The organism is Nostoc sp. DSM 114167, from assembly GCF_052692655.1.
The window spans coordinates 5,734,411-5,747,802 of sequence record NZ_CP195116.1; the positions used below are offsets into that span (position 1 = coordinate 5,734,411).

Consider the following 13,392-nt stretch of genomic DNA (forward strand, 5'->3'; position numbering starts at 1 on the left):
AGTACAAGCTTATTTCAATCAGGATAGCTTGGGTGCCTAATTTCGATTAAGTAATGCAGAAATACCCAATTTACTTTACTTGGTAGGCATAGAGACTTCCCAAATTCCTTGATTTCCGCCATATTCCAAAACATAAATCTTATTGCTAATAATCTCAGCATCAATGGGATTACTAAAACCTATGACAAGGCGTGTAGCATTAAGTTTATAGTTGGTATTTCCTACTTTAGTTAAATTTAAATGTAGTAGGTCTTGGCTGGCATCTTTAAAAGGGCCTATCAGTTTTTCGCCAGTGGGATCGCCTGCTGTCCAACTCAACATAAATCCATCTCTATTGAATTCTGGACTCATTACCCCTTGCGTATCAAAAACTAACCCTAAAGGAGAACGGTGTGTTGTAAAAGTGCTCAAAGGTTGCCCAAGAACACTGGCATCTTTGATTTTTCCATCTACAGGATCGCGGTAATTATCTGCGTCCGGACCAAGATTAGGAATTGGTTCAATCAAATTTCCAGTAGGCCGAATAGGAAAGGTTGGATCGTTACGATAGTAGCCTTTTTGGATGGCATTAAATTGAGGGCTTAACAATCGATCAGTGGCAGGATTATAATTTGGAAATTGTTGTGGATTATCTGTCCCACCAATACGCCAAGGAAAGCCGTAATTACCACCTAAACGTAGCCAATTTAATTCTTCTGACATGTCGCGATCTGGGCCATTTTCTGTGCCAAATAAATCCCCATTGGATGCAAAAGCCATATCGAAAGTATTACGCGTTCCTTCTGCAAAAATATAGCCAGCTGTCTTTAAAGTTGCTCGATTGTTTGCCAGAAAGAGATTGTTACCATTACTAGGAAGACGGAGTATACAGGCGGTTAATCCGACTTCGCGAGTATTGGGATATAGGCCCTCAACAGACTGAACCTCACCATGATCGGTACGAGAACCGCTATTCACATAGATAAAGTTACCATCTAGGCTAACAACTACGCCGTTGAAGCGATGGTCATAAGCTGTTTTGCTTTTGGGATAAGCTTCACTCTTAGCTAAGATAGACCAGATACGCTGTTTTGTACTCGAATTAATTACACCTTTAACAATAATAGCTTGAGTTTGGTTATTCACTAGGTCTGCATTGCCAACTAAATAAATTGTGCCGTTAGGGCCAATGGCCAAACCTTGAGTTTCACTTAAATTATGATTACTAGAGTTGTATACAAGAGTTCTAGTAGAGGAGGCTAAATTGACTTGATAAATCTCACCATTTCGTTTGAGGTAATAAAGAGTATTGTTTCGTGGATCTTTTACAATCCGCACAGAAGGAGAGACTGATAATGTGTTAATAATATTGCGAACTTTGATATCAGAACGCAGGCTTTGAGGGACAGAATTTACTCCAATAGTGCTATGATTTAATAAACCTATTGTAAATAATAGTATTATTGTAAATAACAGTGTTTTTACAGCAGTTTTCTTGAAAAATCTGCGTTTAAATTGATTAAATGATTTAATGTTATTCATGATTCTTTCGATAAAATAGTCAGTTAATTTTGTTGTTCAATCTTTCTTGATGAGGGAAACATTTTGCAATTTTAACTTGGTCTTTAGGAGACCATAGTGCTGAAAATTTTCAACCTTTATAGGACATTTTTTGCAGTTGGCAGTGCTATTTTTATGTGACGGATGGAAAGTTTACCTCAGTTTTATTAACCCAGAAGATCGTATCGTCAGTAAAACATATATGACCAGAGTAGAAGGTGAAAATGCACATTTACGTCACGATCTTACACACCTACAGACGCTCCTAACGTCGCTACCGCTTCGCTATCGAAAAAACTATGCTATTCCAAACCAGTAGATATGCTTAAATATTCAATTCGATTCTTACTTGATTATTTTAGGTATAAAAAAACACCCGTATTTAGCTAATTCATCCTGCATTTAGGCAACGCCTATTAGTGTAATCATACTACGCTCCCATCTTTAAAAAGAGAAAAGCAATCGGCATTTGGAAAAACTTTCCAACAAAATATTTCGGATTTTCTGATAACTTACTGTATTGTGGGATATCCTACCTTGTGGAAAGCCAAATAATGACTATGAATATGCAACGACTCATCAAAAAAACTTCTAATCCAATTCGCAAGATAACAGAAGTAACTCCACCATCGACTGAACCCATTGAGATGCCTGAGAGTCAAGATATTCTTGAATCGGTGGTTGAACCAAATCCACCTGTGTACATTGAAGCATCCGAATCGGACTACATCTGGGAACAGTATCGCCCTTTACGCTCCGTAGGTAACTCTGGCTGGCAACCGTCTGATGTGTGGCGCGAGTTGAGGGTTGATAATTTCTGTGGGTAAGTAATATGAACGCAGAGAGCCATTCGATTTATGGCTGAATAAAATTATACGTTTGTGTAAGTCCTGCTGAAATGTAATTTCTCAGCTACAGCAATAAAGTAGCTCAAATTTCGTAGTCTCATATTTTTGATACTTTATACGTCTCAATTTTAAATAAATATATATTGGACATCTCAAAAAAGGCTACATATCATACTCGTACAGAGATTTGATTGAGGCCTGAGCAATGAGTGAAAAAACAACGTCAGAGAATTTTAGAAGTAAAGCTGTTACACAAGGAGTACAGCGATCGCCAAATCGGGCTATGCTGCGTGCAGTAGGTTTTCAGGATGAAGACTTTAAGAAAGCAATTGTCGGTGTAGCTAATGCCTACAGCACCATCACTCCCTGTAACATGGGAATTAATCAACTAGCACTCATAGCTGAAGCTGGAATTAAACTAGCCGGGGCAATGCCGCAAATGTTCGGCACAATTACTATTAGTGATGGGATTTCGATGGGAACTGAGGGAATGAAATATTCCCTAGTGTCACGAGAAGTAATTGCTGACTCCATTGAAACCGTCTGTAATGGTCAAAGTATGGATGGTGTCATTGCCATCGGTGGCTGTGATAAAAATATGCCAGGGGCAATGATTGCGATCGCACGGATGAATATCCCGGCTATCTTTGTTTATGGTGGGACAATTAAACCCGGACACTACAACAGCCGTGACTTGACTATTGTGAGTTCCTTTGAGGCTGTGGGTGAATACAGTGCTGGAAAAATTGACGACACCGAACTGATGGAAGTAGAACGCCACGCTTGTCCTGGTGCTGGTTCTTGCGGTGGGATGTACACAGCCAATACTATGTCCTCGGCCTTTGAAGCGATGGGTATGAGTTTACCCTATTCTTCCACAATGGCGGCGGAAGATGACGAAAAAGCCGATAGCACTGAAGAATCAGCCAAGGTATTAGTAGAAGCAATTCGCAATCAACTGTTACCCAGGCAGATTATCACGCGCAAATCTATAGAAAATGCTATTTCTGTAATTATGGCTGTGGGTGGTTCAACTAACGCCGTGTTACATTTTCTAGCGATCGCTCGTGCAGCTGGTGTAGAACTTAATCTAGATGATTTTGAAACTATCCGCGATCGTGTCCCTGTTTTATGCGATCTAAAACCCAGTGGTAGATATGTTGCCACAGACTTACATCAAGCTGGTGGGATTCCCCAAGTAATGAAAATGCTATTGGTGCATGGATTACTTCACGGCGACTGTATCACCATCACAGGTAAAACCATCGCCGAAATTTTAGCAGATGTCCCCGACGAACCACCAAGCAATCAAGATGTGATTCGGACTTGGAATAACCCGATGTATACCCAAGGTCACTTAGCCATCCTGAAAGGGAATCTCGCTCCAGAGGGAGCAGTAGCAAAAATTACCGGGGTGAAAAATCCCAACATTACTGGTTCTGCACGGGTATTTGATTCCGAGGAAGAATGCTTAGATGCCATCCTTGCAAGTAAGATTAAAGCCGGTGATGTAATTATCGTTCGCTACGAAGGGCCCAAAGGCGGCCCTGGTATGCGGGAAATGCTAGCACCTACCTCAGCACTTATTGGTGCGGGTTTAGGTGATGCAGTCGGGTTAATTACTGATGGACGGTTTTCAGGCGGTACTTATGGGATGGTAGTCGGACACGTTGCTCCCGAAGCCGCCGTTGGTGGTGCGATCGCTCTAGTCGAAGAAGGTGATAGCATCACTATTGATGCTAATTCTCGCTTGTTACAAATCAACATTTATGATGCAGAATTAGCCAGTCGCCGCGCCAAATGGCAACCCCGCCCACCCCGTTATACAAAAGGCATTTTAGCAAAATATGCCAAGTTAGTTTCCTCTAGTAGTGTTGGTGCTGTCACAGACTTGGATTTATTTCATGAGTAGGGAGTAAGGGTAGAGACGCGATATACCGCGTCTCTCTACAAGAGTACGGAAAGAAGACTTTCTGGCATTGGCTGTGAAACTTACAGCAGAATTCAGAATTCAGAAGTAAACACCTTTTATATCTGGATAACAAACTTAGCTTGTGTACTTCACCAACTTGAAATCTGCTGTAAGTCGCTCTACTTATGTTTTAAAGTAGAAAGTAGTTGATTGAAAGTGTTTGTTACTACCAATGAAAGTTTTAGGATCAGTCTTGCCAATCCTGTTGCTGCTATGCAGTCCTGCTATGGCAGTTGAGCTTAAAGGACAAAATATTGATGGTCAAAAGCTACCTGCTACAGCTTATTACTATGCAACTGGTGGGGTCTACAAAGTTCAGGTGCGCTTTCACAACAAACGAGCCACAATTTACTTTGACGACGGCAACCAAACAACTATACAGTTGAACCAGCGAGCGATCGCTGACTCAAAGAATATTGAAGGTTTTGGAAAACTAGGACAATATCCTCTAAATAGAATATTCAGTGTGGGGTTGGTGTATGACAATAATTGGCTCGGTAGCAATGATAGTCAATTCCAACTGTCTAATCCGCTAGACGGGTTGTGGAAAATTAGTTTGGAGTGAATACTCATTCAATTTTAAAACATTTCTTACTTCTGACAGGGCAACTCAACAATATGTCCTCTGCTAGACTCGAAGTAACTACTTAATTCCTAAAGTAACATATATCTAGGATTCTATTTAATTTTTGAATAACTAAGCCGCTTAAAACCTTACCTGACAAAGATTTACTTTTCAGTATGCGATCGTAAGTCAAGTAGGATTACTATATGTATACGAACATAATAATTACATAAATGAAAGTTGGCATTCAAAATACAGTAGAAATTCTAGAGCAAGTTCACCAATTAGAGTCTGCACTAGGTCTTAAAAATGAAGCTTGCCGTTCTAAATTTTTGATTCATCCTGACTTCACGTCAAAAGTTTTTTTGTTTTTGCATGGTTTTACAGCAGGCCCTTACCAATTCGAGCCGCTTGGTAAAGCCTTCTTTAACAAGGGATATAACGTTCTAATTCCTTTACAACCCGGTCATGGACGCTCAGGTAACTGGAAGTCGCAAAATCCTCCACCCTTGCCAACAGATATTGAGATTTATCAACAATTTGTAATCAAATGGTTGCAGATTGCCAAAACGCTAGGTCAACAAGTTGTAATTGGTGGATTATCAACAGGTGGAACTTTAGCTGCTTGGTTAGCTTTGGAGCATCCTGAAGAGATTGACCGCACTTTATTGTTTACGCCTTTTTTAGGTAGCCGCTATTTACTATTCGATCGACTCATCAAAATTCTGCCAATTTACTTTGAATGGTTCAACAAAGATGCACCTGGAAATTTTGGTTATAAAGGTTTTCGTCTCAAGGCTTTACGGATATTTCTCGAATTGGGATATCAGGTTTTAGACAAGGCTCAAGACTGTGTATCTGCCCCAATCTTAATGGTATGTAGTGAGGCAGATCGTGCTGTTAGTCGCTCGAAACAGCAGGATTTTTTCCGAAGAATACTTCAGCAGCAACCGAAATCCTGGTATTACTGTTTCGATGATTCGCTTCACATTGAACACCGAATGATGACAAAATTGGAAGACAATGATTATGAAGAACTGGTAATTATCCTTGCTAAAGCATTTGTTGAGAGTAATTTAACTTGGGTAGAGTTTCAGGAAATGGCAAAGCGGATAGCGCAGGGGCAACCCTATGATCAAATCATCCGAGAACTCAACTTTGATGAACAAGTTTTTCCACAGCTATCTGCAATGATGACTCAAGGTTTTGGCTGTGAGCATCTTAAATGTATTAATCCAGATTTATAACGAGCATTCCAATTTTGCAAAAAGGTCTTGCAAGACGCGATAAATCGCGTCTCTACATCAGGGTTTTGTTGCTCATTCTGAACTGTATTGGTTCAACTCTCAGTTAATTTGGAGTCTGAGCCAGAATCGGTAAGGTAATTACAAATTCTGTTCCAACGCCCAGGGTAGAATTCACAACCAGTGAACCACCATGTTTTTCTACAACAATAGACTGAGCGATCGCTAATCCTAATCCTGTTCCTTTACCTACACCTTTCGTAGTAAATAAGTGGTCAAATATCTTTTGTTTGACTGATTCACTCATCCCTTGACCATTATCAGCAATACTCACTTCAACTTGTTTATTTTTTAAAGAGGTGGTAATTTTAATCCGATTGGGATTGGCTTGAATCTTTTCAAAACTCTTATCTATATTTGATTCATCTAAGGCATCAATAGCATTCGCTAAGATATTCATAAATACTTGGTTTAATTGCCCAGGAAAGCATTCAATTTTGGGTAAATTTCCGTACTCATTCATTACTTCAATAGCTGGACGTTCTTCGTTCGCTTTCAGGCGATGTTTAAGGATTAAAATCGTACTATCAATGCCTTCATGAATGTTAAACGGTACTTTGTAATCTCTATCAGCACGAGAAAAAGTACGCAGACTGGTGCTAATGTTCTTGAGCCTATCACACGCTATTGTCATCGAATCAATTATTTTGAGCAAATCTTCTAAGCTATATTCCAAATCGATTTCTTCAGCATGGGTAAAAATTTCATCTCCGGGAGTAGGAAACTTTTGTTCATATAGTTTCAAGTGTTCGATCACATCAATAAATGTTGGTTTAGCTTGTTGGAGACTGGCAGCAATAAAACCAAGAGGATTATTCATTTCATGAGCGACGCCAGCAACTAAATTGCCCAACGCAGACATCTTTTCACTTTGGACGATTTGTAGTTGAGCTTGTTGTAAATCTTCTAAAGCTTGCCCAGCTTGCTGATAAAGCCGAGCATTTTCTAAGGCAATTGCTGCTTGAGAGGAAAGTAGGTTAATCACCTGTAAGCGGTTACTAGTAAATACTCCTTGATTCAATTGATTTTCTAGGTAGAGAATCCCTACCAAATTACCTTGGTTAATAATGGGCGTACATAATACACTTTGAGGTTGATGTAGGAGCATATATTCTCCAATTACACCAGGAATACTCGTTTCACAATTGTCTATGATGACGGTTTCTTGAGTATTTTTAACGTAATTTATTAGCTTTCGCGGAATATATTGGCAAGCATCTATTAGTTGTGAATCTAGAATGGTTTTGACATCAGTCTGGGAATTTAACTGTTCATCGATAAAAGTAATTGCCCGCACTTGCCAAGTATCTTTTTGAGGAAGAATTAATACAGATGTTTTCGCACCAGAATTTTCTAAGATAATGCGAGTGAGACTGCCGATCAGTGCGTCTAATTCGATACAACTGGAGATAGTTTGAGCTGCTTTGAGAATGCAGGTTAAATCAAGAGCATCAGAAATATTAGTACTGCTAGTAGTGTAACTAGATGTACGAGCAATGCTGGCTATGGTTTCTAAGGGATTTAAGTTGAATTCTTGCTGTTGCAAAACGGGTTTGAGTAATTTGGGATAGCGTTTTTCCAAGTCATCAGTTTTGGCTTTTGCTCCCCAATGGGCATAACTGTAATATGCTTGTTGCAGATATCCTTCTGCGGCTTTTTCTTTACCCCATTCTAGGTAAAATTTGGCAGCAAGTTCGTTAGCGATCGCTGCTTCCTGAACATAGTCATTGGCGATCGCTTCTTGGATCGCTATTTCATAATAATCTGCGGCTTGTAAGCGATCGCCAGTTACACGAGCTTGTTCAGCTAAAATTAAATTGTACTTATGCTGATAATTGACTGGCGCATGAGCCGCCCATTCTTGCATTTTTGACTGGTTTTCGGCTACTTTTTGGAGATAAAGCTGTTGCTGTGCTTCATTTACCTGAGAACAAAGAGCTAGCAAACTCAAAGATTGATAGAAATTCCGCAAGGGAACAATTAATAAACCTGCTGCTCCCTGCTCATACTGCTCAAATTTTTGGGAATATTCCCAAGCAGATTCATACTCACCAAAAAGATAAGCTAGGAGCGTTTTTGCTAGATAGACATAACAAATACCATTGATATTGTTTGTTTCAATTAAAGTCGGTAACATTTTAACTTCGTGAAAATGCTTACCAATTAAACAACAGGGATTAGCCGCTTCTCCTTGTAAATTTAGCACCGTCTGCCGCCAGATATTTCCCCAAACCAGAGACACCTCTTGTTTGATTTGCTGCATGAGATCGCAATATTTATCAGCCTCCAGCACAGCATTTTCTAGGTTTTCTCCACTCCAAAAGAGAAATTGACAATAGCAATTGGCACAATAGCCTACATATTCTAAATTTCCGGTTTCTAATCCACTCTGCAATCCCTCTAAAAAGAGATTCAATGTGGATTTAATTGAATCTTTCCAATGTTTAATAAACAAACTAAATGTTAAATAAACCCTACTTTTAAGTTCTTTAGTTTGAAATTTTTCTAAAAGTTGTACTGCCAGTTTACCAAACTGATACCCATCTTCAATTGCACCAATACTGCACAAAAATAATCCATAGAGACTATAAGCGACAGCTGCCTGTGGTGAGTTGCCGTACTTAATACAAATTTCGATCATTGTAAAAATTTTGAGCGGCAATAACATCGGTTTGGCTATATAAACTGGAGCAAATAAACCTGATAATATGCGGAGTGCAACTAATTTTTGGGGATCAATGATTTCTGGCATATCTGCCAATGCTGCAATCGATTGATGAACCAACATTTGTTTTAATTGGTCATATTCCTCAAAAATAATTTGAGTGCTACCATCTTCAGGTAACGTCAAATCTAGTAATTGCAGTGCTTCTCTACCTGTGGCTATTGCTTCAATGAATTTATTTTGCGCTGTATAAGATTGGATTTGAATCTCATAGGTACGAACTTTTTCTAATGGAGATTTAGCATTTTTGAGGATAATTTCTACTAATGATTTTGATGACTCAAAGTTTGTATTCAGATATTCAGCCTCAGCCGCAGATTCGTAAACAGCAAGGGACAAATCGTAGCTGCTTTGCCAAGCATTTATCGGTAATAGAAGCATTGCCACTTTTAAATACTCAACTGCTGTTGCATAAGCTGTCGAGTTTTTGGCTTTACAACCAGCTATCAGATTTAACTGGGATAAATGTTCTCGTTCGTCAGCTTCCTTTAATAATTCCAGCCCGTAATTGAATTGATTAACGATCGCAAAAATTCCTGACTCTTGCTGCTCTTTAGGTGTATTCTGCAACAACAATTGCCCAATTTGCAAGTGTGTTGACTGTTTTTGTGCTTCTGGAATGAGTGAATAGGCAGCTTGCTGGACGCGATCGTGTAAAAATTTATATACAACCATCTCAGACTGTTCTTGAGTAGCTGCTTGATTTTCGGAACCAACAAAAAACTTATAAACCTCACTTTGCGGCAAAATCAACCCTTCTTGCAAAGCCTTCCACAAACAATCTGCGGTTTCTACCTCTGATTGTTTAGAAACAATCGCTAATGTTTTTAAATCGAACTGATTACCAATACAAGCAGCTAGCTTCAATTGTTGTTGAGTTGATTCTGGTAGTCTTCGTAATTGGAAAACCATAAAATCAACAACATTGTCTGCTAGAGTTTGCTGATTGATTTGAGAAATGTCGCATTGCCAACATCCCTCTACAGAATTAAATTGAATGAGTCGATCTTGATGTAATGATTTCAAGATTTGAGTTGCAAAAAATGGATTCCCTTGAGCTTTACGATAAATCAATTGTGAAAGAGATAATGCCACATTTTCTGCACAATTTAACGTATCGGCGACAAGTTGGTTCACTTGTAATTGGTTGAGCGGTTTCAGGTTAAGACTATTTACCTTTACACCTATTTTGCGAATTTCATCCAACATTACCATCAACGGATGGGCTGGAAATACTTCATTGTCTCTATAAGCACCAATTAACAATAAATATCCTTGATTAGCTTCATTCATTAATAATTGCATCAGTTTCAAGGAAGCTGAATCTACCCACTGTAAGTCATCTAAGAATATGACTAAAGGATGTTCTTTAGTTGTAAATACTTGGAGAAATTTCTGAAATAATAAATTAAATCGGTTTTGTGCTGCGTTACCTGATAATTCTGGTGCAGGTGGTTGTTTGCCAATAATTTTTTCTAATTCGGGAATGACTTCAATAATTACTTGTCCGTCTTCACCTAATGCTTGAATAATTTGATTTTGCCATTTTTGTATTTGGACATCACTTTCTGCTAGTAATTGCTCCATGAAGTTACGGAAAGCTTGGACAAATGCAGAAAAAGGAATATTCCGATTAAATTGGTCAAATTTGCCTTTGATAAAATAACCGTGTTGGCGAACAATAGGTTTATGAACTTCGTTAACAACGGCAGTTTTACCAATCCCTGAAAACCCAGCTACCAGGATTATTTCTGTTGCTCCCAGGCTGACATTTTCAAATGCTTCTAGCAGAGTTTCTACTTCTGCTTCTCGTCCATAGAGTTTATCAGGGATAATAAATCTATCGCACACATCCCTTTGAGCAATTGGGAAATTTTCAATTTTACCTGTTGTTTTCAGTTGAGCTAAACAATTTTCTAAATCATACTTTAATCCTAATACACTCTGATAGCGGTCTTCAGAATTTTTTGACATTAATTTGCTAACGACATCCGAAATTACCGCCGGAATTTGTAAGTTAATTACATCTATTGATGAGGCTACCTTAGCAATATGTGAATGCACCAACTCCATTGGATCGTTTGATTGAAAAGGTAACTCACCTGTGAGTAATTCGTAAAAAGTTACACCAAGTGAATAAAAATCAGTCCGGTAGTCAATTCCCCGATTCATTCTCCCTGTTTGTTCTGGAGAAATATAAGCTAGTGTTCCTTCTAACACATTGGGGCTGATTAGCGTATGCGTTTCCCTTGGTAATAGAGAGGCAATACTAAAGTCGATTAATTTAACTTCTTTGGAATCAGGATTAATTAAAATATTGCTCGGTTTGATATCTTTATGAATGATGCGCTGACTATAGAGTATCTCTAAGGTATTACAGAGTGCGATCGCTATTTGTAAAAACTCTTGTAAAAACCTAATGTCTCGTGTTTGATCGCGAGCAAAATAATTTTTTAGAGAAATGCCACCAAAATCTTCCATCACCAATGCATAGGTATTTTGATACACTTCCAGGCTATAGGTTTGGACGATTAAAGATGAGTTGAGATTTTTGGCAATGGTGTACTGATTGCGAAACTGCACTAGTTCGTTGAAGGAGGGATATGGATTTTTCAGTAGTTTGATCGCTACAGGTAATGAGTCACTTTCTCGATATCCTCGGTAAACTACAGTTCTCGAACCATTGTAGATTTCTTCAATGATTTGGTATCCAGAAATATTAACATGAGTGCTAAACATACTGTTAAATCCGAGTAATTTATAAGTTGATTATTCCCAAATTCATAACGGCGGTTTAATGTTAATTAATAAAGATTACTATGGCTTTACTTTTAAGACCATTTATGAAGATAAGCTTTAAATTTTAGTGTACATTACACGCTGCCTTAGCTTTAAAGCATTCAATGCAGAGATAGAACATCTGGCACAAAGCGTCAAGGTTCTCAATAGTAAATTAAGAATCTACAAAGGTAAAGTAGGAATTTTTTAACTCAAAAATATGCTTGTAAGGGCTAGGGAAAGATTAAAAGGGAAAAGGTTAAAAACTTTCACCTTTTCCCTTTAAACTTTAAAGAACCAAGTTAACAAGAGCAAACTACTATAGGACTACTATTTGATTTTTGAACAAAATTAGGTATTGTAGTAGCGTGGCAAGCAAAAAAATTGTGCATTAACAAAGTCTTGTGGGATGGGCGTCTCGCCCGTCCGGTGCGGGCTTTTCGGCCCACACCACAAAAAAATTTATTGCAACATTTTAGCCTTGCCGCGCCACTACGTATCTTTTCAGAAATCAAACCGGATTCCTATAGTACTTGCTGGGATTTTTAGTTAGGTTTCGTAGTCTGACTAAAGGCAATTACTTACTCAAATAGGAGAGCCTATTATTGATTGACAGTAGCGGAAGTTTGTTATTCCGCCGACTGTGATTGATAGAATTTTGAAACCAGTCTTCAACTACGGTTATCTGGAATTACCGCATAAGCATCAATTTCAAACAACATACCGTCAAGTGCAAGTCTAGGAACGGGAATAAGAGTGTTTGCTGGTGGTTGATTCCCCCATAAATTTATAATTTCACGTCCTAACGGGATCAATTTATTTTGGTTGTGATCCACTATCAGAACAGTAGTTTTTGCGACATCTTGTGGTTGTGCCCCAACCGCTGCTAAGGCATAACGGAGGTTTTTAAAAGCCTGTATTAACTGCTTTTCAAATTCATTGGAGACAAGATTCCCTTGCAAATCGGAACCAAATTGACCAGAAATATAGACAGTTCTCGCCCTTGATGGTGTCACAGCTATATGGCTATAGCCATTTTGGGTTGGATTATATAATGTTGGTGGGTTCACCAATTTCAACTCTTTGTTGTCTTTAGCGCTCACTTCCTTTTGTGTTCCCACCATCAAGGCGGTTGTTATTCCACTACCTCCAAGCCACAAAAGTGCATTTCGTCGCGAGAAGTTTGCTACTAGCGAATTTACAGCACTGGTAATACGTTTAGTCATTAAAGCTCCTTAAATGTGAGTTCTCTATTTTTGCTCATACTTAGTTCTATTATCTATCCAATCATGATAAAAAGCACTAGCAATGGAACATAGTGCGGTGTAATCACTTAATAAATACCTCCTAATAGCTTTCAGGTCGTTTAGCTTTAGATATGGATACAGTTAATACTTATACCAAATCAGGTTGTTAACCCTCCAAAAGCGCATTAGGCGATCGCAGTGCGTAGTATTTTCGTAATAACTTCAGAGCGCAAACAACAGTCGTAGGGGCGCAAGTCCTTACGCCCCTACTTCTTGCTAGGCTTTTGTCTCCCTTCCCCTTTCTAAGCTTCTGCGCAAGTTTCTTTTGCAGCCCTCAATATTATGTCTGCTTGATTAGGGATTACCAAGAAATAAATTATTCAATCTTGTGGGGTGGACATCTTGTCCGCCTTA

The 13,392-nt window shown here is 38.7% G+C and carries 7 protein-coding genes and 1 pseudogene; 5 read left to right on the plus strand and 3 right to left on the minus strand.

Going from position 1 to position 13,392, the window contains the following annotated elements; genetic code table 11:
- Positions 1–75: 75 nt before the first annotated feature.
- Entirely contained in the window at positions 76–1,521 is a 1,446-nt protein-coding gene (locus NSTC731_RS24400) for a PQQ-dependent sugar dehydrogenase (RefSeq protein WP_445627181.1), read from the minus strand.
- A gap of 59 nt (positions 1,522–1,580) precedes the next feature.
- Between NSTC731_RS24400 and NSTC731_RS24405 the strand changes: the two are divergent.
- The 5 genes and pseudogenes from NSTC731_RS24405 to NSTC731_RS24425 all read left to right on the plus strand — a co-directional run.
- A pseudogene (locus NSTC731_RS24405) lies at positions 1,581–1,929 on the plus strand (IS1 family transposase); the annotation flags it as partial.
- Between the two features lie 164 nt (positions 1,930–2,093).
- Positions 2,094–2,366, plus strand: coding sequence for a hypothetical protein (locus NSTC731_RS24410; protein ID WP_445627182.1), 273 nt, complete (start codon positions 2,094–2,096; stop codon positions 2,364–2,366).
- Between the two features lie 226 nt (positions 2,367–2,592).
- A complete protein-coding gene (gene ilvD / locus NSTC731_RS24415; protein WP_445627183.1) occupies positions 2,593–4,299 on the plus strand; it encodes a dihydroxy-acid dehydratase in 1,707 nt (568 codons plus the stop codon).
- Between the two features lie 286 nt (positions 4,300–4,585).
- A complete protein-coding gene (locus tag NSTC731_RS24420; protein WP_445627184.1) occupies positions 4,586–4,924 on the plus strand; it encodes a hypothetical protein in 339 nt (112 codons plus the stop codon).
- Between the two features lie 233 nt (positions 4,925–5,157).
- Positions 5,158–6,171 carry an alpha/beta hydrolase gene (locus NSTC731_RS24425; protein ID WP_445627185.1) on the plus strand — a complete coding sequence of 338 codons (1,014 nt, stop codon included), beginning with the start codon at positions 5,158–5,160 and terminating at the stop codon, positions 6,169–6,171.
- 103 nt (positions 6,172–6,274) lie between these two features.
- On the opposite strand, the gene NSTC731_RS24430 is transcribed toward NSTC731_RS24425, so the two are convergent.
- The gene (locus tag NSTC731_RS24430; protein ID WP_445627186.1) at positions 6,275–11,692 is read right to left on the minus strand and encodes a trifunctional serine/threonine-protein kinase/ATP-binding protein/sensor histidine kinase; all 5,418 of its coding nucleotides are present in this window, start codon (positions 11,690–11,692) and stop codon (positions 6,275–6,277) included.
- A 710-nt stretch (positions 11,693–12,402) separates the two neighbouring features.
- Positions 12,403–12,957 (minus strand): RidA family protein, encoded by a 555-nt coding sequence (locus NSTC731_RS24435; RefSeq protein WP_445627187.1) that lies wholly within the window; start codon positions 12,955–12,957, stop codon positions 12,403–12,405.
- Positions 12,958–13,392: the final 435 nt, after the last annotated feature.